Origin of the sequence: Xanthomonas sp. WHRI 6106 (genome assembly GCF_040202405.1) — a bacterium.
In the GTDB taxonomy this organism is placed as follows: Bacteria; Pseudomonadota; Gammaproteobacteria; order Xanthomonadales; family Xanthomonadaceae; genus Xanthomonas; species Xanthomonas cannabis.
The window spans coordinates 12,572-32,046 of record NZ_JBEGFC010000019.1 but is presented as its reverse complement, the minus strand read 5'-3'; the positions used below and the strand labels follow the sequence as shown (position 1 = coordinate 32,046).

Genomic DNA, 19,475 nt, shown 5'->3' with positions numbered 1-19,475 from the left:
CATGGATGCCGCCACCGAGCCCCCATGGACGGGTTGACGGCGTGTCCCGCGAGCGGTGAGGGCACCGCGCCCTCGACCCACCACGCTTTAAGAGTATCCGAGCAGAAAGAGCATCCGAGCAGAAAGAGCCACGCCACACCCGCATGCAATTGTGTAACCACCCTGGGCTCTATACGCTGCGCCCATGCTGCTGCGTCGCGCCCGCCTGTTGCACCCCTTGCTGCGCCTGATGGCGCTGGCAGTGCTGGCGCTGGGCGTGCTGGTGGCGCCGGTGGCCTGCGCCTTGGGCGATGTGCATGCGTTGGCGCACGACCAGATGCATCTGGAAGACACCGCACCGCATGGCCATGACGGCGCCGACGAAGGCGATGCCGGCGAGCGCGATGGGGCCGGCCTGATGCACGCCCTGATGCATAGCGGCTACTGCCACGGCCAGAATCCGGCCGTCTTGCCGGCGCTGGCCTGGCTGCCGTTGTCCACGCACGCGCATGCCCGGCCCGTGGCCGTGTTTGCGCACTACCGCTCGCACCTGAGCGAGACCGGATTGCGTCCCCCGATCGCGGCCTGATGCCTCGCCGGCAGCTGCCGGCCTGTCCATCGATCCCGATTCCGGAGACACCCTCATGTGGTTGCGACTGACGGCGATTGCCGTCTTCGCGGTCGTGCCGTGCGCCATGGCGCAGGACGCATCGCCCAAACCCGTGCTGACCCTGGACGACGCCATCGTGCGCGTCGCCCTGCAGCACCCCGACCTGCGCCTGTCCGATGGCCAGCGTGCCGTCCTCACCGCCGACGCCGAACGCGAGGCACTGCGTCCGCCGTTGCGCATCGGTGCCGAACTGGAAAACGTGTTCGGCAGCGGCCCGACCCGCGCGCTGGACCAAGCCGAACTCACCGTCACCCTGGCCGGCGTGCTGGAACGCGGCGGCAAGCTGGATGCGCGGCGCACGCTGGCCCAGGCCCGTATCGATGCGCTGGCACCGCAACGGGCGATCGCGCGGCTGGACGTGCTGGCCGAGGTGGCGCGGCGTTACCTGGCCATCACCGCCGCCCGCCAGCGCCGCACCGTCGCGCTGGAGACCCTGGCGCAACGCCAGCGCACCGTGGCCGCCGCGCGTCAGCGGCTGCAGGCCGGCGCCTCGCCGGAGTCGGTGGTGTTGACCGCGCAGGCCTTGCAGGCACGTGCGGAGCTCGATCGCGACCGCGCGCAACTGGAAGAGACGGCCGCACGCCGCCAGCTGGCGGTGTTGTGGGGGCAGCGTGCGCCGGACTTCGGCGATGTCACTGGCGACCCATTGCAGCTGCCGGCGATTCCCGAGTTCGAGGTGCTGGTGCAGCTGCTCGATGCCACCCCCGAACTGGCGCGCTTGAACGGCGAGCAGCGCGTGCGCGAGGCGCGGGTGCGGCTGGCACGCAGCCAGGCGCGCCCGGACCTGGACTGGCAGGTGGGCGTGCGCCGGCTCGAAGCCAACGACGCCACCGCGCTGCTGGGCAGCGTCTCGCTGGCGCTGGGCAGCGCCGCGCGCGCGCAACCGGACATCCGCGCCGCCGAAGCGGAGCTGTCGTTGCTGGACATCGAACGCCAATCGCAGGCATTGCTGCTGTACGCCACGCTGGCCGACGCGCATGGCCGCTACCGCGCCGCGCAGCTGGAAGTGGCGCGCATGCGCAGCGATGTGCTGCCCGCACTTGCGCGCGCCGATGCCGCGGCCGAGCGCGCGTACCGTGCCGGCGCCACCAGTTATCTGGATTGGGCGCAGCTGCAGGCGCAACGCAGCGATGCACGTCAGCAGCAACTGGCCGCCGCACTGGACGCGCAGACCGCGTTGATCGAGATCCAGCGCCTGACCGGGCAGCCGTTCGTGGTCGATGGCGCCGCGCAGGTGGGGCCATGAGCGCTGACGCCTTCTCATCTTTTCGCGCGGACTGCGTACGCACGGTTGCATCTGCTGCAACTGCAACTGCAGTCGCAACTGCATCATCCAGCGGCCGCGAAGCACCGCCCATGCCTGGCGCGCGTCCAGCGCAAGCCATCTCCATTCGTTCGCCCGATGCACTGCATCGGCGCCAACCAGGACCCATTTCGATGACACGCTTTTTGATGGCGCCGCTTCTGTTGGCGCTGCTGCTGAGCGGCTGCGGCCGCAGTAGCGAAGAGTCGCACGACGACCACGCAGGGCATGCTGCCGAAGCTGATGCCGATGCTGACGCACATGGCGAAGACGCACAAAAAGGCGCACACGGCGGGCGCCTGCTCAGCCAGGACGGCGACAGCGTGGAGCTGGCGATCGCCGAAGACGGTACACCGCCCACCTACCAGGCCTGGCTGTACCGCGATGGAAAACCGTTGCCGGCCACTGCGGGCAACGTGGAAGTGCATTTGAAGCGGCTTGGCGGCGTCGATGAAGTGCATCGGTTGCGGCCACGCGACGACGGCAGCCTGCTGGCCGACAGCACCGTGGGCGAACCGCATTCGTTCGATGTGGACGTGCGCGCCACCGTGCAGGGCAAGCCGCATCGCTGGCGCTATGCCAGCTACGAAGGCCGCACCACCATCGCTGCCAGGATCGCCCAGGACGCCGGTATCCGCGTGGCGCCGGTGGGCGCCGGCAGCATTGCCGATCAACACGAGGTGCAGGGCCTGCTCACGCCCGCAGAAGGCGCGCAGGCGCAGGCCACCGCGCGTTTCCCCGGCCCGGTGCGCAGCCTGCGCGTCAATGTCGGCGACCAGGTGCGCGCAGGCCAGGTGCTGGCCACGGTGGAGAGCAATCTGAGCCTGACCACCTATTCGGTGAGCGCACCGATCGGTGGCACCGTGCTCGCCCGCAATGCCAGCCTGGGCAGCAACGCGGGCGAAGGCCAGACGCTGTTCGAAATCGCCGACCTGTCCACCTTGTGGGTGGATCTGCACATCTTCGGCGCCGACGCCGGCCACATCACCGCCGGTGCGCCGGTGACGGTCACGCGCATCAGCGATGGCGTGGTGGCGCAGACCACGCTGGAGCGCGTGTTGCCAGGCACCGCCACGGCCAGCCAGAGCACGGTGGCGCGCGCGTTGCTGCGCAACAGCGATGGCTTGTGGCGGCCGGGCTCGGCGGTCAAGGCACGGGTGACGGTGGCGCAGCAACCGGCGGCGATGGTGGTGCCGACCGGTGCGTTGCAGCGGTTCCGCGATTGGGATGTGGTGTTTGTGCGGGTGGGCGATGTGTACGAAGCGCGGCCGGTGAAGCTGGGCGCGCGCGATGCGCAGCAGGTGGAAGTGGTGTCCGGCGTGGCGCCGGGCGACACGGTGGTGGTGGAGCAGAGCTACCTGGTGAAGGCCGACATCGAAAAGTCGGGGGCCTCGCATGATCATTGATCGCTGCGTTTCCGGTTTGCTGCTTCCTCGGCCGCACGCAGGTGTGTGCGAACAGCGCTTCCGTGCTTCAGCGACAGGTCCTTTCGGTCATCGACGCGGTCGCGGCGCAGGCACGCACGCGCTGATCGGTGTGGCTGGGCACGCAGTTGCGCCGAGTGTGCGCGGAGGTGCGCGTCATGCTCACTAACATCATCCGGTTCGCGATCGCGCAGCGCTGGTTGATGCTGGCCTTGACGGGCGTGTTGATTGCGATCGGCGCGTGGAGTTTTTCGCGCTTGCCGATCGATGCGACACCCGACATCACCAACGTGCAGGTGCAGGTCAACACCGCGGCGCCGGGTTATTCGCCGCTGGAATCCGAGCAGCGGGTGACGTTTCCGTTGGAGACGGTACTGGCGGGACTGCCGGGGCTGGAATCCACCCGCTCGTTGTCGCGCTATGGCTTGTCGCAGGTGACGGCAGTGTTTGCCGATGGCACCGACTTGTATTTCGCGCGGCAGCAGGTGGCCGAGCGCTTACAGCAGGTCAAGTCGCAACTGCCGGCCGAGCTGGAGCCGCAACTGGGGCCGATCGCCACCGGGCTGGGCGAGATCTTCATGTATACGGTCGAAGCCAGGCCGAATGCGCGCAAGCCCGATGGCAGTGCGTGGACCGCGACCGATCTGCGCACCCTGCAGGATTGGGTGGTGCGCCCGCAGCTGCGCAATGTGCCGGGCGTGACCGAGGTCAACACCATCGGCGGCTATGCGCGGCAGATCCATATCACCCCTGACCCGGCGCGCCTGGTGGCGCTGGGCTTTACCCTGGATGACGTCGCGCAGGCGGTCGAGGCCAACAACCGCAACATCGGCGCCGGCTATATCGAACGGAATGGTCAGCAGTTTCTGGTGCGCGTGCCGGGGCAGGTGGACGACATCGCGCAGATTGGCGCGATCGTGCTGGACCGACGCGAAGGCGTGCCGATCCGCGTGCGCGATGTGGCGCAGGTGGGCGAAGGACGCGAGCTACGCACCGGCGCCGCCACCCAGGACGGCAACGAAGTGGTGCTCGGCACGGTGTTCATGCTGGTCGGCGCCAACAGCCGCAGCGTGGCGCAAGCCGCCGCACAGCGCCTGGACGTGGCCAACGCCAGCCTGCCGGCCGGCGTGCAGGCGGTGCCGGTGTACGACCGCACCGCACTAGTGGACCGCACCATCGTCACCGTCGCCAAGAACCTGATCGAAGGCGCGTTGCTGGTGATCGTGGTGTTGTTCCTGTTGCTGGGCAATGTCCGCGCAGCCCTGATCACGGCCGCAGTGATTCCACTGGCGATGTTGTTCACGCTCACCGGCATGGTGCGCGGTGGCGTGTCCGGCAACCTGATGAGCCTGGGCGCGCTGGATTTCGGTTTGATCGTCGATGGCGCGGTGATCATCGTGGAGAACTGCCTGCGCCGTTTCGGTGACGCGCAATTGCGCCTGGGGCGTGTGCTCGAGCGCGACGAGCGTTTCGAGCTCACCGCCGAGGCCACCGCCGAGGTGATCCGCCCCAGCCTGTTCGGCCTGGGCATTATCACCGCGGTGTATCTGCCGGTATTCGCGCTCACCGGCATCGAAGGCAAGATGTTCCACCCGATGGCGATCACCGTGGTGCTGGCACTGACCGGCGCGATGCTGCTGTCGTTGACCTTCGTGCCGGCAGCGATTGCGTTGCTGCTGGGCGGCAAGGTGGCCGAGCATGAAAACCGCGCAATGCGCTGGGCGCGCGGCGTGTATGCGCCATTGCTGGATCGCACGCTGCGGCACGGGCGCTGGGTGGGCATCGCGGCGCTGGCAACGGTAGCGGCGTGCGCGGTGCTCGCCACGCGCCTGGGCAGCGAATTCATTCCGAACCTGGATGAAGGCGATGTCGCGCTGCATGCCCTGCGTATTCCCGGCACCAGCCTGGAACAGGCCATCACCATGCAATCCACCCTGGAAAAACGCATCAAGCAGTTTCCCGAAGTGGCGCATGTGTTCGGCAAGCTCGGTACCGCCGAAGTGGCGACCGACCCGATGCCGCCGTCGGTCGCCGATACGTTCTTGATCATGCATCCGCGCGATCGATGGCCGGACCCGCGCAAGCCCAAGGCGCAGTTGCTGGCCGAGATCGAGCAGGCGGTCAAGCAATTGCCCGGCAACAACTACGAGTTCACCCAGCCGATCCAGATGCGCATGAACGAGCTCATTTCCGGCGTGCGTGCAGATGTGGCGATCAAGGTCTATGGCGACGATCTGGAGACATTGGTCAGGCTCGGGCAACGCGTGCAGGAAGTGGCCAGCGCGGTGCCGGGCGCGGCCGATGTGAGCCTGGAGCAGGCCACCGGATTGCCGATGCTGGCGGTGGTGCCCGACCGCGCCGCGCTGGCCGGCTACGGGCTCAATCCCGGCGTGGTGCAGGACACCGTCGCGGCAGCCGTGGGCGGCCAGGCGGCCGGGCAGTTGTTCGAGGGCGACCGCCGCTTCGACATCGTGGTGCGCCTGCCCGAAGGCCTGCGGCAGGACCCCACCGCGTTGGCGGACCTGCCGATTCCGTTGCGCGGCGATGGCGAGCGCGCCGATGCCGACGAATCCAGCCGCGCCGCCGGCTGGCGCAGTGGCGAACCGACCACGGTGCCGCTGCGCGAGGTGGCCAGGATCGAGACCGTCCTCGGCCCCAACCAGATCAATCGCGAAGACGGCAAACGCCGCATCGTGATCACCGCCAACGTGCGCGATCGCGACCTGGGCGGTTTTGTCGCCGAGGTGCAGCAGCGCGTGCGGGCGCAGGTCAAGCTGCCCACCGGCTACTGGATCGGCTACGGCGGCACCTTCGAGCAGCTGATCTCCGCCGGCCAGCGCCTGGCCTGGGTGGTGCCGGGCACCTTGCTGCTGATCTTCGCGCTGCTGTACTGGTCGTTCGGCTCGCTGCGCGATGCGCTGGTGGTGTTCAGCGGCGTGCCGCTGGCACTGACCGGCGGCGTGGTGGCATTGGCGCTGCGCGGGCTGGCGTTGTCGATTTCCGCCGGTGTCGGCTTTATCGCATTGTCGGGCGTGGCGGTGCTCAATGGCTTGGTGATGATCGCCTTCGTGCGCAGCCTGCGTGCCGAAGGCATGTCGCTGGAGCAGGCCCTGCGCGAAGGCGCGCTGTCGCGTTTGCGCCCGGTGTTGATGACCGCGCTGGTGGCTGCGCTGGGCTTCGTGCCGATGGCCTTCAACGTGGGTGCCGGTGCCGAAGTGCAGCGCCCGCTGGCCACGGTGGTGATCGGCGGCATCGTCTCGTCCACCCTGCTGACGTTGCTGGTGTTGCCGGTGCTGTATCGCTGGCTGCATCGGGACAAGGCCGGGCGTGCGGTGCAAGCGGATGCCGCGGTGCCGCAGCGGGGCGGGGCGTGAGCGTGCCCTGCTCGCGCCGGGGCACCTCGGCGGCGCAGGGTGTGACCGGGCGGCGATGAGCGCGGCCGGGCGCGTGCCAATGCTGGTTCGGGGCCTGTCCCGGGAGTGCCACGGCGTTTTCTGCTGCGGCCCGGACGCGCGCAAGCAGCCGGTACATTGCTCGTTGCGTCTGCAGGAGAGGGCTGGCGACGACGACGACAAGCGATGCGGCAGGCAGGCCGCATCGCAGGCACCGTGCGCAAGGGTGCCCGCCGCACGTCACCGGCGCCTGGCCTAAGTGCTTGCAGCACAAGGGATTGCCGTGCATAATGCGCGGCTCGCTGTGCCCGGATCGTTCCGGACGGCGGCACCCAGCGCGATGTGGTGCCGGCCTCTTCCCAGCGTTAAGTGATTGATTCCCAATGTTGCGTGGCAGCCAAGCGGCTGTCGGGGCCGCCGTTTTCCTGGCTAAGGAAGACACCAAACTTTATCGAGGTGCGTAATGTCCCGCGTATGCCAAGTGTCCGGCAAGCGTGTGCAGACGGGTAACAACGTCTCCCACGCAAACAACAGAACCCGTCGTCGCTTCCTGCCCAACCTGCACGAGCGTCGCTTCTGGGTTGCCAGCGAAAACCGCTGGGTGAAGCTCCGTGTCTCCGCGCATGCATTGCGCACCATCGACAAGAACGGGATTGATGCCGTTCTGAAAGAGCTGCGTGCGCGCGGCGAAAAGGTCTGAGGAGTAAGCAGTCATGGCAAAAGGCAAGCGTGACAAGATCCGTATGATTTCCTCGGCCGCTACCGGCCACTTCTACACCACGGACAAGAACAAGAAGAACACTCCGGGGAAGATGGAAATGATGAAGTACGACCCGGTCGTGCGTAAGCACGTCATGTACAAGGAAGGCAAGATCAAGTAATCCACCGATTACACGATCTGCATCCAAGCAAACACCCGCCGAAAGGCGGGTGTTTGCGTTTGGGGATTTTGAGCGCGGGTCATGTTTATCGCTGTTGCCCACACGTTACGGCTATCGAGCCCCTCTCCCACCGGGAGAGGGGTTGGGGTGAGGGTACGGGCGAAGCCGCGCATTACTGGCCAAGCAGTGTCCGTAGTTCTTTGCGAGCGCAATGCGTGTTACTGGAGCATGCATGAGGCTTCGCACGTACCCTCATCCGCCCTACGGGCACCTTCTCCCAATGGGAGAAGGGAGCAATACGGCACGCGCGCCGTGCAACGCCGCAGTCAAAGCCCACGCGCCCGCAATTGCGTATCCAGCCGTGGGTACACCCGCCGCGCATTGCCTTCGAACACCTTGTGCTTGTCGGCTGCGGAAATTGCCAATGCATCGATGTAGCGTTTGGTGTCGTCGAAATAGTGGCCGGTCTGCGGGTCGATGCCGCGCACCGCGCCGACCATTTCCGAGCCGAACAGGATGTTGTCGATGTCGATGACCTCGAACAGCAGGTCGATGCCGGGCTGGTGATAAACACACGTGTCGAAGAACACATTGCGCATCACATGCGTGGACAGCGGTGGCTTGCCGAGCATGTCGGCCAGTCCGCGGAAGCGTCCCCAGTGATAGGGCACCGCGCCACCGCCATGCGGGATGATGAAGCGCAAATCCGGGAAGTCGGTGAACAGGTCGCCTTGCAGAAACTGCATGAAGGCGGTGGTGTCGGCGTTGAGATAGTGCGCGCCGGTGGCGTGGAAATTGGCGTTGCAGCTGCCCGACACGTGCACCATTGCCGGCACGTCGAGCTCGACCATTTTCTCGAAGAATGGATACCAGGCGCGGTCGGTCAGGGGCAGTCCGGTCCAGTGGCCGCCGGAAGGATCGGGATTGAGATTGCAGCCGACAAACCCGAGCTCGGTGACACAGCGTTCCAGCTCGGCGATCGAGTGGGCGATCGACACTCCCGGCGACTGCGGCAACTGGCACACGCCGATGAAGGTGTGGGGATACAGCTGCACCACGCGGGCGATGAGGTCGTTGCAGTGGCGTGTCCACACCTGGCTCACCGCCTCGTCGCCGACGTGATGTGCCATGGTGCTGGCACGTGGCGAAAAGATCGTCATGTCTGCGCCGCGTTCACGGAGCAGGCGCAACTGATGTTGCTCGACGCTCTCGCGCAGCGCGTCATCGGAGATGGCCGGGTACACCGGCGCGGGCGCGCTGGCGTCGGTGTAGTGCGCAATCTGCGCCTTGCGAAACGCATCGTGCGCAGCGGGCGCGGTGGTGTAGTGGCCGTGGCAGTCGATGATCATGGCAATGCTCGTCGCGATGCGGAGAGAGGTAGTGGCACGCAGTCAACTGCCGGCGCGCAGGGCAGGTCGGTGAGGTTCACGCAAACAATTCACCATCGAACAGTTTGCGCGCAGTCCTGATCACCGCCGCGCGCACCACCGCGCCCTGTGCGTCGCACTCGATGAGGCAGTTGCTCATGCCACTGGGATGCTCCACCCCCACCTGCTGGCTGTCGCCGCCGGGCAGCTGCGCCAGCGCATGCGCAGGCGTGTCCGGCAGCAGGCAGGCGGTGGCGACGCTGACCGCGCCGAGCACGCCGATCGAGGCGTGGCAGCGGTGCGGAATGAACGAGCGCACGCAGATCGCGCCGCCGTCGCGCGGCGCGGCCACCAGCATCATCTTCGGCACCGTTGCAGCGCTGACATCGCCCAGCCGCATCAACGGGCCAGCCTGCAGGCGAATGGACTCCAACCGCGCCTTGAGCGACGCATCGGCATCCAGGGTGGCGCGGTCTTCGTAGCCGCTGATGCCCACATCGCTGGCGCGCAACACCACGCAGGGCATGCCATTGTCGATCAGTGTGACCTCCACGCCGTCGATCGTGTCCAGCACTCGCCCGCTGGGCAGCAGGGCGCCGCAGGAGGAGCCGGCGATGTCGGCAAATGCCAGTGCAATCGGCGCGGCGGTGCCGGGAACGCCATCAATGCGCGCATCGCCCGCATAGCTGACCCGGCCGCCGGGCGTCTGTACGGTGGCCGTGGCCAGGGTGCCGGTGTTGCGCATGAAGATGCGCACCTCGGTTTCGCCATCGCGCGCCGGCAGCAGGCCGCGTTCCAGCGCGAATGGCGCGACACCGGCCAGCATGTTGCCGCAGTTCTGTGCGTCGCTGATCTGTGCCTGGTCCACGGCCACCTGCAGGAACAGATAGTCCACGTCGGCATCGGCGCGGGCCGAACGCGACACCACGGCGACCTTGGACGTCAGCGGGTCGGCGCCGCCCATGCCGTCGATCTGGCGCAGGTCCGGCGAGCCGTAGGCGCGCAGCAGGAAGGCATCGCGCGCGGCGCTGTCGGCAGGCAGGTCATCGGCGAGAAAGAAGCCACCCTTGGAGGTGCCGCCGCGCATCCAAATCGCGCGCACCCGCTCAGACATAGCGCAACCCCTTGGCCGCCAGGCGCTCGCGCATGGCGTAGATGTCCAGCCCCAGCTCGCCGCGCGCCAGGCGCTCGCGCTTGAGCAGTTCGCGCGCTTCGCGGGCCTGCGCTTCGGCCAGCACCTCGGCGGCGCGTTCGCGCGGCACCACGCACACGCCGTCATCGTCGGCCACCACCACATCGCCCGGCTGCACCAAGGCCCCGGCGCACACCAGGGGCACGTTGACCGATCCCAGCGTCTCCTTGATGGTGCCCTGCGCGCAGATGGCGCGGCTCCAGGCCGGGAACTGCATGGCGGTGAGGTCGCGCACGTCACGCACGCCGGCATCGATGATCAGCCCGCGGCAGCCGCGCGCCTGGGCCGAGGTCGCCAGCAGATCGCCGAAATAGCCGTCGCAGCAGTCGCTGGTGGGCGCCACCACCAGCACATCGCCTGACTGCAGCTGTTCGATGGCCACATGCATCATCCAGTTGTCGCCGGGCGGCACCGACACGGTGACCGCGGTACCGGCGATGCGGCAGCCGCCGTAGATCGGGCGCAGCCGGTGATGCAGCAGGCCGGTGCGGCCTTGCGCCTCATGCACGGTGGCCACGCCGGCCTGCGCCAGCCCGTCCACGACGGCGATCGGGGTGCGCGCGATCTGGGTGACGACCTGGCTCATCCATCCATCCTCGTTAGTGCTGTGCCGAGTCTGAGTGGCGAGAGCGAGACAGCTCAAGATTCATTTGAGGTATGCGTATTGGTTTTGCTTATAGTTAGAGCATGCCGCCGCTGCCCGAGCCGAACCTTCGCCATCTCCACGCCCTGGTCGTGGTGCATCGGCTGGGCAGCATCAGCGCGGCCGCCCCGCAGGTGAACCTGTCGCAGCCCGCCCTGACCCAGGCGGTGGCACGGCTGGAGCAGCAGCTGGGGGTGCGGTTGTTCGACCGCCAGCCTGGCGGGATGGTGGCCACCGAGGCCACCCAGCTGGTGGTGCCGCGGGTCGAGCGTGCGCTGGCGCATCTTGGCCGCGGCATCCGGGTGGCGCGGCGTGCGCTGCGCTTGCCCGCCCGCCCGGGGCTGGAGCGGCGCGTGTCGCTGGGGCAGTTGCAGGCGTTGGTCGCGGTGGATGTGGCGGGCAGCTACTCGCTGGCGGCCGTGCAGGTGGGGGTGTCGCAACCGGCGGTGTATCGGGCGGTGCAGTCGCTGGCCGATGTGATCGAGGTGCCGCTGACCATGCGCCGCGGCAAGGCGATGCAGCCCACGCCGGTGGCCGAGCGGCTGCTGCGGCAGGTGCGGCTGGCGCTGGCCGAGGTACGCGCCGCGCTCGACGAGGTGGCGGCGCTGCGCTCGCAGCATGCCGGCCGGGTGGTGGTGGGGGTGATGCCGCTGGCACGGGCGATCCTGTTGCCGCAGGCGCTGGCGCGGTTTGCGCGCGCGCACCCGGCCGCGCGCATCAGCGTGGTCGAAGGGCCGTATGCAGAATTGCTGGCACATCTGCGCGATGGCGGGCTGGATCTGCTGATCGGCGCGCTGCGCGAGCGGCTACCGGTCCGTGACGTGCTGCAGGAGCCGCTGTTTGACGACGAGCCGGTGATCGTGGCGCGCAGCGGGCACCCGCTGGGCGGGCAGTCGTATGCGTTTGCGCAGCTGCTCGACTACCCCTGGGTGATCGCCGCCGCCGGCACGCCGGTGCGCCAGCGTTGGGAGCGCATGTTCCGCGACCGCCAGCTGGAGCCGCCGGCGCTGCGTATCGAGTGCGGCGCGGAGCTGACCGTGCGCGGGCTGTTGCTGGAAGACGACTGGCTGACCCTGATGTCGCGCGACCAGTTCCTGTTCGAGCGCCGCGCCGGCCTGCTGGCCGAGATCGGCCGCGCCGGGCCGCAACTGCGCCGGCAGATCGGCATCACCACGCGCAGCGACTGGCACCCCACCCGCGCGCAGACCGCCTTCGTGCAGACGCTGCGGCAGGTCTGCGCCGAGCGTGTGCGGCCGGCAGCCTCGGAAGCGGGGCCCTTTCGCCATTGCGGACAGGCCGGTAGTAGCACGCCGTTGCGTTCACGTCCGGCCCGGTCAGAATCGGCTTCCTCATGAGAACGGAGCGCTGATGCTGCCCGACTGGTTGCAAGGGACCTGGCTGCTGGCGCTGGACTGGGTGATCCGGCTGGCCGCCCTGCTGTGGATTCCTGCCCGCACCACGCCGGGCGCGGCGCGCAGCTGGTTGCTGTTGATCGGTTTCGTGCCGGTAGTCGGCCTGCCGCTGTACCTGCTGTTCGGCCACCCGTGGCTGTCGCGCCTGCGCGTGGAACGGCAGGCCACCGCCTCGCAGGTGATCCGCGAACAGCAACTGCCATTGCACGCATTGCGCTGGACACCGCAGGCGGACACCAGCAGTGCCGAGGTGGTGCCGCTGATCGAACGCCAGGGCGATTTCATGCCGACCCTGGGCAACGCGGTGGAGTTGCTGGACGACTACGCGCAGTCGCTGCAGGCGCTGATCGACGCGATCGATGCAGCAGAAAAGCGCGTGCATCTGCTGTATTACCTCATGTTCGACGATGCCGTGGGCGAGGCGGTGGTGGCCGCGCTGGAGCGCGCCAGTGCGCGCGGCGTGCGCTGTCGCGTGCTGCTCGATGCGGTGGGCGCCAAGCGCGGCCTGCGCCGCTATCGCAAGCGTCTGCTGGCTGGCGGCATCGACGTGCTGGCGGTGCTGCCCGGTGGGCTGCGCTGGCGCCGCAGCGGGCGCATGGATCTGCGCAACCACCGCAAGATCGCGGTGATCGACAATCAGGTGGGTTTTGTGGGCTCGCAGAATCTGGCCGATGCCGGCTTCGTCCACGGCGTGCCCAATCGCGAACTGGTGGCGCGCGTGCGCGGGCCGGTGGTCAACCATCTGGAAGCGGTCTTCGCCAGCGACTGGTTCACCGAAACCGGGCAGCGCCTGGATGTGTGGCCGGATGCGCCGGTGTGCCAGGCCAACATCGCCACCCAGCTGCTGCCCAGCGGGCCGGCGTATCCGTTCGAGAACGCGCGCGATGCCATCAACGCGGTGATCCACCTGGCGCGGCGCAAGGTGGTGCTGGTGACGCCGTATTTCGTGCCGGACGAAGCCTTGCTGAGCGCCTTGCGCATCGCCGCGGTATCGGGCGTGGACGTGCAACTGATCCTGTCGCAGAGCAACAACCAGCGTCTGGCGGCCTGGGCACAGGAAGCCTACTTCGACGAGCTGCTGCGTTGCGGGGTGAAGATTGCGCTGTATCGCCCGCACTTTCTGCATGCCAAGCACCTGAGCATGGACGACGACATCGCGCTGGTCGGTTCGATCAACCTGGACATCCGCTCGTTTGCGCTCAACGCCGAGATCGGCATGCTCTGCTACGACCGCACCGTGGTGCAGCGGCTGCGCGAGATCGAACAGGACTATCTGGCCCACGCGCGCCAGCTGGAGCTGGAGCAGTGGCGCCGTCGCCCGGCCTGGCGCCGCAGCCGCGAAGGCATTGCGCGGCTGGCCGATGCGTTGATGTGAGGCGGGCGCGGGCGCTGCGGGCTATGCGCGACAGGGGCGATCGGCGGCGGGCCGTGGTCTTCCTGCATCTGCGGGCAGTAGCGGCGCGTGCCGGGTCTGGAGCGTGGCCAGGCGCGTGCCCGGCGGATGCGTCAGGCAGCAGGCGTGGCTGCGGCGGCCGGGCATAGGTCGGGCCGGGTCGCGCAGCGGTCATCGGCGCGACGCAGGCATCGCCTACAATTGCCGGATGACTGAACTGCACAATCCCGGCGATGCGGTGATCGCCATCGTCGGTGGTGGCGCATCCGGTGTGCTGGTGGCAGTGCAGCTGTTGCAGCAGGCGACCACACCGATGCAGATCGTGTTGATCGAGCCGCATGCGGTGCTGGGCGAAGGCGTGGCGTATTCCACCACGCGCCCCGAACACCTGTTGAACGTGCCGGCCGGCCGTATGAGTGCGCTGGCCGACGTGCCGCAGGATTTCGTCGACTACCTGCGCGCGCAGGGATGTTGCGCGGCGCTGGACGCTGCGCAGCTGCCGCAGCAATTTGTCGGGCGCAGGCATTACGCACCGTATCTGCGCGACCGCCTGCAGGCAGCGCGTGCCGCCAGCCCAGCCACCCTGCGCGTGCACGCCGCACGCGTGCAGACCCTGCAACCCAGCGCCACCGGTGCGCTGTTGCAGCTGGACGACGGGCACACGGTACTGGCCGCTGCGGTGGTGCTGGCAGTGGGCAATGCGCTGCGTCCCTTGCCGCTGCGTGGCGCTACCGGCCTGTCGGCGGCGCAGCGGGTGGAAGCCTGGGATACCGGGGCGGTGGCTGCACTGCCGCAGGATGCGGCCGTGTGCATCGTCGGCTCCGGGCTGAGCATGGCCGACACGGTGGTGACGCTGGCCGCACAGGCGCATCGCGGTGCAGTGCACGTGGTGTCGCGGCATGGCCTGTTGCCGCTGCCGCAGGCGCATGGCGCGGCGGCCGACTTCGACCCGCAGCCGCTGCTGGCACTGCCGTTGCGCGCGCGGCTGCACCGGCTGCGGCAGCATGCGCGTGACGCACTGGCGCAGGGGCGGCCGTGGCAGAGCGTGATGGAGCGGATTCGCCCGTTGAGCCAGGCCTTGTGGCAGACGCTGTCGGTGGCCGATCAACGCCGTTTCCTGCGCCATGTGGTGCGCTACTGGGACGTGCATCGTCACCGCATCGCCGCGCCGGTGCATGCGCAGCTGCAGGCCATGCGCGCGCGCGGGCAATTGCAGCTGCATCGCGCGCGGCTGGATGTGGCCTTCGAAGTGGGTGCCTGCGTGCGCGTGAGTGCCGGCGCCGCCAGTGCCGGGCACGCATTGCAGCTGGATGTGCAAACGCTGGTCAATGCCACCGGTGTGGAAATGCGCGTGCAGGCCATGCGCAACCCCTTGCTGCAGCAATTGCTGGGGCAGGGCATTGCCGTGGCCGGCCCGCACGGGATCGGCGTGGATACCGCCGCCGATGGCAGCCTGATCGACGCCGACAGGCAGGCCAACCCACGGCTGCGGGTGATCGGCAGCCTGCGCATCGGCTCGCTGTGGGAGAGCCTGGCGGTGCCGGAGTTGCGCGAGCAGGCAGCGGCGATTGCGCGGGATGTGTTGGTAATGCTGGGCACTGTTCCCTTCTCCCCTCGGGAGAAGGTGCCCCAAAGGGGCGGATGAGGGTACGTGCGAAGCCTCGCAATCCCAACCGCTTCATCGCAATCTCAGCCGCAGCGACGCCACAACCGGTAAAATACCGCGGTGGATGTCTCTCATTTGCTCGATCATTTAAACCCCGCCCAGCGCGAGGCCGTTTCCGCGCCGCCGGGGCATTACCTCGTGCTGGCCGGCGCCGGCTCCGGCAAGACGCGCGTGCTGATCCATCGCATCGCCTGGCTCAACGAAGTCCAGGGCGTGCCGAATCACGGCATCTTTGCGGTGACCTTCACCAACAAGGCCGCCGGCGAAATGCGCCACCGCACCGACCTGCAGCTGCGCAACGGCAGCCGCGGGATGTGGATCGGCACCTTCCACGGGCTGGCGCATCGCCTGCTGCGCCTGCACTGGCAGGACGCGCGCCTGCCGGAAGGGTTCCAGGTCATGGACAGCGACGACCAGCTGCGGCTGGTCAAGCGCGTGGTGCAGTCGCTGGAACTGGACGAAGGCAAATATCCGCCCAAGCAACTGAGCTGGTGGATCAACGAGCAGAAGGACGAGGGACGCCGTCCGCAGCATATCCAGCCCGAGCCCAACGACGATTGGACCGAGGTGCGCCGGCAGGTGTATGCGGCCTACCAGGAACGTTGCGACCGCTCCGGCCTGCTGGATTTTGCCGAGTTGCTGCTGCGCGCGCATGAGTTGCTGCGCGACACGCCGGCTCTGCTGGCGCACTACCGCGCGCGCTTTCGCGAGATTCTGGTCGACGAATTCCAGGACACCAACGCCATCCAGTACGCCTTCGTGCGGGTGCTGGCCGGCGAGTCCGGCAACGTGTTCGTGGTCGGCGACGACGACCAGGCCATCTATGGCTGGCGCGGTGCCAAGGTCGAAAACGTGCAGCGGTTCCTGAAGGATTTCCCCGGCGCGCAGACCGTGCGCCTGGAGCAGAACTATCGCTCCAGCGCCAATATCCTGGGCGCGGCCAATGCAGTGATCGCGCACAACCCCGACCGTATCGGCAAGCAGCTGTGGACCGACTCGGGCGATGGCGACCCGATCGATCTGTATGCGGCCTACAACGAAGTGGACGAAGCGCGCTATGTGGTCGAGCGCGCCCGGCAGTGGGTGCGCGATGGCGGCAGCTACGGCGAGGTGGCGGTGCTCTACCGCAGCAACGCGCAATCGCGCGCGCTGGAAGAGGCGCTGATTTCCGAACAGCTGCCCTACCGCGTGTATGGCGGCATGCGCTTCTTCGAACGTGCGGAAATCAAGGACGCGCTGGCTTACTTGCGCCTGCTCACCAATCGCAGCGACGATGCCGCGTTCGAACGCGCAGTCAACACGCCCACGCGTGGCATTGGCGACCGCACGCTGGATGAAGTGCGCCGGCTGGCGCGCGCCAACGCCTTGTCGTTGTGGGAAGCGGCAATGCTGGCCACGCAGGAAAACAGCCTGGCCGCGCGTGCGCGCAATGCCTTGGCCACGTTCCTGAGCCTGGTCGGCCAGCTGCATGCCGAAACCGGGCAGATGGAATTGGCCGAACGCATCGACCACGTGCTGATGCGCTCGGGCCTGCGCGAGCACTGGGCCAAGGAAAGCCGCGGCGGGTTGGATTCGGAATCGCGCACCGAGAACCTGGACGAACTGGTTTCGGTGGCTTCGCGCTTCACCCGCCCCGACGACGAAGACAGCCAGGGCATGACCGAGCTGGTCGCGTTCCTGGCCTATGCCTCGCTGGAGGCCGGCGAAGGCCAGGCGCAGGCCGGCGAAGAAGGCGTGCAGCTGATGACGCTGCACTCGGCCAAGGGCCTGGAATTTCCGATCGTCTTCCTGGTCGGGCTGGAAGATGGCCTGTTTCCAAGCGCGCGCTCGCTCGAAGAGACCGGCCGGCTGGAAGAAGAGCGCCGGCTGGCCTACGTTGGCATCACCCGCGCGCGGCAGAAGCTGGTGCTGTGCTACGCCGAATCGCGCCGCATCCACGGCCAGGACAACTACAACGTGCCCTCGCGCTTCCTGCGCGAGATTCCACGCGATCTGTTGAACGAAGTGCGCCCGAAGGTGCAGGTCTCGCGCACCGCCTCGCTGGGCGCGGCGCGGGGCGGCCCGGTGCACGGCATTGTGGAGACGGCGCCGATCAAGCTCGGCGCCAACGTCGAGCACCCCAAGTTCGGCGGCGGTGTGGTCATCGATTACGAAGGGGCCGGCGCGCACGCCCGCGTGCAGGTGCAGTTCGACGAAGTCGGCGCCAAATGGCTGGTAATGGCGTACGCCAATTTGACGGTGGTGTAATCGGGTTACGTCCATCGGCGCTGCACCGTCCTTGAGGATGGCCGCCGGTTGCGCTGGAACACGCTGTAGCGGTCCTCGCACCGGCAGCGTAACGGCGCCGTTGTTGATGCGCTGCCAGCCGGCCGCTGCCATCTCCCACCTTCGTCGTGCCCCCCTCTCGTCCCCCTCCCGCAGGCGCGGAGAGGGAGGGCCTGCACGCGCGTGCGAGTTCCCGTGCACGCCGAGACGTCAGTGCGGGCAAACGCCCCGCATGGCTCCCTTCCCCCGCAGGCGGGGGAAGCTGCCCGAAGGGCGGATGGGGGCAGCCGATCAGCCCCGCCAGGGCTTCCCGCATCCGTCGCCGGTAATGGCGGAGAAAGAGCGCTCAGCACGTCCCTGCGCATCGATGATGTCGTTGCGACGCGACAGCAAAACCCGGGCGTCGCCGTTGGTGGGTCTGGAACCATTGGTGCATCGCTCGATGCATTCGCCGTGGCGCCCATGCCACCCTGCAAGCCGACATCACGACCGGGGACGCCAAGCCATGCGGACCGAAAAACAGAAGATGCTGGCAGGCGAACTGTACAGCGCCACCGATGCGCAGCTGCAGGCCGATCAAGCGGCCGCGGCCGCGTGGATGCTGCGCTATAACGCGGCTGCAGTGCAGACGGCAGCACAGCGCCACGCACTGTTGCGCGAACGCCTTGCCGACGTAGGCGACGGCGCCGTGATTCGTGCGCCGTTTCATTGCGATTACGGCTACAACATCCGCCTGGGCGCCGGGGTGTTCCTCAACTTCAACTGCGTGATCCTGGATATTTGCGAGGTGCACATCGGCGACGGCACGCAGATCGGCCCCGGCGTGCAGATCTACGCTGCCGATCACCCGCGCGATGCCGCCGGGCGTGCCAGCGGCCTGGAGTTCGGGCGGCCGATCCGCATCGGGCGCAATGTGTGGATCGGCGGCGGAGCGATCATCCTGCCCGGCGTGACCATCGGCGACGATGCGTTGATCGGCGCCGGTGCGGTGGTCACGCGCGACGTGCCGGCAGGGGCGACCGCGGTCGGCAATCCGGCACGCCTGCGCGAGGTGCGCCCGGACCCGGATGCGGTTGCCACCGATTGAGCGCAGCGCGTGCCGAGTCGTGGTCTTCGTCGTCGATCACACAGGCGCTGCGCGGCCTGCACCATGGAGACAGGAACAGCGGAGGCAAGGCGCTGGCGGCAACAGCGGCATGGCAACTGCAAGCTCGCAAGCATCCAGCCACCGCCCGCACGGCAACGCAATCGAAGCATCACTCTCGGCAGCATCAACGCGCCCCAACACAGCCAGCAGCATCGCCGCACTGATCCGCATCAAGGCCCGTTCCACCCGCACATGCCACCGTGCGTTCACGCCCATCGGCAGCACTGCCACCCTTGCAGGAGGTCACCATGTACAAACGTATTCTCATCGCCATCGATGCATCCGAGCTGTCCCACCGTGGCTTGTTTCAAGGGTTGGAACTGGCCAAGGCCACCGGCGCCAAGGTCGACATCGTCACCGTGTCCGAGCCGTGGGCGATGGGCATGTACGATGCGATGGGCTGGAGCGTGGGTTACGAAGCAAGCCCGGAGTACCGCACCGAACGCGAAGCGGCGGCCGAGAAGATCCTGCGCCCGGCACTGGAACTGGCAGCGGCTGCCAACATCAAGGCGACCTCGCGACATGTGCTGGATCGCTTCGCCGCCGAAGGCATCGTGCAGACCGCCGAGGAATGCAAAAGCGACCTGATCATCATGACGTCGCACGGACGCCGCGGCATGCGCCGCATGCTGCTCGGCAGCCAGACAGTGGAAGTGCTCACGCACAGCACGATTCCGGTACTGGTGATTCGCTGAGGCATCGACGTGCTGCACTGCTGCACGCAACGCGCCCAGCGGCTGT

15 protein-coding genes are annotated in these 19,475 nt (G+C 67.8%); 12 read left to right on the top strand and 3 right to left on the bottom strand.

The genetic code is table 11. From position 1 onward, the window contains the following. The first annotated feature begins 184 nt into the window (after positions 1-184). The 6 genes from ABQZ09_RS19725 (at position 185) to rpmG (ending at position 7,649) form a co-directional block, all read left to right on the top strand. Positions 185-568: a hypothetical protein gene (locus ABQZ09_RS19725; RefSeq protein WP_039404961.1), complete on the top strand. Its 384-nt coding sequence runs from the start codon at positions 185-187 to the stop codon at positions 566-568. Positions 569-623: 55 nt separating this feature from the next. Then, positions 624-1,895 carry a TolC family protein gene (locus tag ABQZ09_RS19720; RefSeq protein WP_349777710.1) on the top strand — a complete coding sequence of 424 codons (1,272 nt, stop codon included), beginning with the start codon at positions 624-626 and terminating at the stop codon, positions 1,893-1,895. A 191-nt stretch (positions 1,896-2,086) separates the two neighbouring features. Further along, positions 2,087-3,358, top strand: coding sequence for an efflux RND transporter periplasmic adaptor subunit (locus tag ABQZ09_RS19715; protein ID WP_349777709.1), 1,272 nt, complete (start codon positions 2,087-2,089; stop codon positions 3,356-3,358). A gap of 176 nt (positions 3,359-3,534) precedes the next feature. After that, entirely contained in the window at positions 3,535-6,750 is a 3,216-nt protein-coding gene (locus ABQZ09_RS19710) for an efflux RND transporter permease subunit (protein WP_349777708.1), read from the top strand. 481 nt (positions 6,751-7,231) lie between these two features. Beyond that, positions 7,232-7,468 carry a 50S ribosomal protein L28 gene (gene rpmB, locus ABQZ09_RS19705; protein WP_002809459.1) on the top strand — a complete coding sequence of 79 codons (237 nt, stop codon included), beginning with the start codon at positions 7,232-7,234 and terminating at the stop codon, positions 7,466-7,468. Positions 7,469-7,481: 13 nt separating this feature from the next. Next, the gene (gene rpmG, locus ABQZ09_RS19700; protein WP_002809462.1) at positions 7,482-7,649 is read left to right on the top strand and encodes a 50S ribosomal protein L33; all 168 of its coding nucleotides are present in this window, start codon (positions 7,482-7,484) and stop codon (positions 7,647-7,649) included. A 326-nt stretch (positions 7,650-7,975) separates the two neighbouring features. On the opposite strand, the gene ABQZ09_RS19695 is transcribed toward rpmG, so the two are convergent. The 3 genes from ABQZ09_RS19695 to ABQZ09_RS19685 all read right to left on the bottom strand — a co-directional run bounded on the left by ABQZ09_RS19695 (position 7,976) and on the right by ABQZ09_RS19685 (position 10,794). Then, positions 7,976-8,998 carry an amidohydrolase family protein gene (locus ABQZ09_RS19695; protein ID WP_349777707.1) on the bottom strand — a complete coding sequence of 341 codons (1,023 nt, stop codon included), beginning with the start codon at positions 8,996-8,998 and terminating at the stop codon, positions 7,976-7,978. A gap of 76 nt (positions 8,999-9,074) precedes the next feature. Continuing rightward, positions 9,075-10,130 carry a 4-oxalomesaconate tautomerase gene (locus ABQZ09_RS19690; protein ID WP_349777706.1) on the bottom strand — a complete coding sequence of 352 codons (1,056 nt, stop codon included), beginning with the start codon at positions 10,128-10,130 and terminating at the stop codon, positions 9,075-9,077. Further along, on the bottom strand, positions 10,123-10,794 hold the full coding sequence (locus tag ABQZ09_RS19685; RefSeq protein ID WP_039404899.1) for a 4-carboxy-4-hydroxy-2-oxoadipate aldolase/oxaloacetate decarboxylase: 672 nt from the start codon (positions 10,792-10,794) through the stop codon (positions 10,123-10,125). The genes ABQZ09_RS19690 and ABQZ09_RS19685 overlap by 8 nt, the downstream gene beginning before the upstream one ends. A 101-nt stretch (positions 10,795-10,895) precedes the next feature. Between ABQZ09_RS19685 and ABQZ09_RS19680 the strand changes: the two genes are divergently transcribed. The 6 genes from ABQZ09_RS19680 (at position 10,896) to ABQZ09_RS19655 (ending at position 19,429) form a co-directional block, all read left to right on the top strand. After that, positions 10,896-12,206 (top strand): LysR family transcriptional regulator, encoded by a 1,311-nt coding sequence (locus ABQZ09_RS19680; protein WP_349777705.1) that lies wholly within the window; start codon positions 10,896-10,898, stop codon positions 12,204-12,206. A 13-nt stretch (positions 12,207-12,219) separates the two neighbouring features. Then, positions 12,220-13,638, top strand: coding sequence for a cardiolipin synthase (cls, locus tag ABQZ09_RS19675; RefSeq protein ID WP_349777704.1), 1,419 nt, complete (start codon positions 12,220-12,222; stop codon positions 13,636-13,638). Between the two features lie 226 nt (positions 13,639-13,864). Next, positions 13,865-15,301, top strand: a complete 1,437-nt coding sequence (locus tag ABQZ09_RS19670) for an FAD/NAD(P)-binding protein (RefSeq protein WP_349777703.1) — start codon at positions 13,865-13,867, stop codon at positions 15,299-15,301. A gap of 81 nt (positions 15,302-15,382) precedes the next feature. Beyond that, on the top strand, positions 15,383-17,569 hold the full coding sequence (gene uvrD / locus ABQZ09_RS19665; RefSeq protein ID WP_047697909.1) for a DNA helicase II: 2,187 nt from the start codon (positions 15,383-15,385) through the stop codon (positions 17,567-17,569). A gap of 523 nt (positions 17,570-18,092) precedes the next feature. Next, on the top strand, positions 18,093-18,674 hold the full coding sequence (locus ABQZ09_RS19660; protein ID WP_039404889.1) for a sugar O-acetyltransferase: 582 nt from the start codon (positions 18,093-18,095) through the stop codon (positions 18,672-18,674). A gap of 308 nt (positions 18,675-18,982) precedes the next feature. Continuing rightward, positions 18,983-19,429 carry a universal stress protein gene (locus ABQZ09_RS19655; RefSeq protein ID WP_039405036.1) on the top strand — a complete coding sequence of 149 codons (447 nt, stop codon included), beginning with the start codon at positions 18,983-18,985 and terminating at the stop codon, positions 19,427-19,429. Positions 19,430-19,475 lie beyond the last annotated feature (46 nt).

Excerpts from the sequence above, each read along its gene's own strand:
- ABQZ09_RS19725 (WP_039404961.1), top strand. The coding sequence starts at position 185 with ATGCTGCTGCGTCGCGCCCGCCTGTTGCACCCCTTGCTGCGCCTGATG.
- ABQZ09_RS19720 (WP_349777710.1), top strand. The coding sequence starts at position 624 with ATGTGGTTGCGACTGACGGCGATTGCCGTCTTCGCGGTCGTGCCGTGC.
- ABQZ09_RS19715 (WP_349777709.1), top strand. The coding sequence starts at position 2,087 with ATGACACGCTTTTTGATGGCGCCGCTTCTGTTGGCGCTGCTGCTGAGC.
- ABQZ09_RS19710 (WP_349777708.1), top strand. The coding sequence starts at position 3,535 with ATGCTCACTAACATCATCCGGTTCGCGATCGCGCAGCGCTGGTTGATG.
- rpmB (WP_002809459.1), top strand. The coding sequence starts at position 7,232 with ATGTCCCGCGTATGCCAAGTGTCCGGCAAGCGTGTGCAGACGGGTAAC.
- rpmG (WP_002809462.1), top strand. The coding sequence starts at position 7,482 with ATGGCAAAAGGCAAGCGTGACAAGATCCGTATGATTTCCTCGGCCGCT.
- ABQZ09_RS19695 (WP_349777707.1), bottom strand. The coding sequence starts at position 8,998 with ATGATCATCGACTGCCACGGCCACTACACCACCGCGCCCGCTGCGCAC.
- ABQZ09_RS19690 (WP_349777706.1), bottom strand. The coding sequence starts at position 10,130 with ATGTCTGAGCGGGTGCGCGCGATTTGGATGCGCGGCGGCACCTCCAAG.
- ABQZ09_RS19685 (WP_039404899.1), bottom strand. The coding sequence starts at position 10,794 with ATGAGCCAGGTCGTCACCCAGATCGCGCGCACCCCGATCGCCGTCGTG.
- ABQZ09_RS19680 (WP_349777705.1), top strand. The coding sequence starts at position 10,896 with ATGCCGCCGCTGCCCGAGCCGAACCTTCGCCATCTCCACGCCCTGGTC.
- cls (WP_349777704.1), top strand. The coding sequence starts at position 12,220 with ATGCTGCCCGACTGGTTGCAAGGGACCTGGCTGCTGGCGCTGGACTGG.
- ABQZ09_RS19670 (WP_349777703.1), top strand. The coding sequence starts at position 13,865 with ATGACTGAACTGCACAATCCCGGCGATGCGGTGATCGCCATCGTCGGT.
- ABQZ09_RS19660 (WP_039404889.1), top strand. The coding sequence starts at position 18,093 with ATGCGGACCGAAAAACAGAAGATGCTGGCAGGCGAACTGTACAGCGCC.
- ABQZ09_RS19655 (WP_039405036.1), top strand. The coding sequence starts at position 18,983 with ATGTACAAACGTATTCTCATCGCCATCGATGCATCCGAGCTGTCCCAC.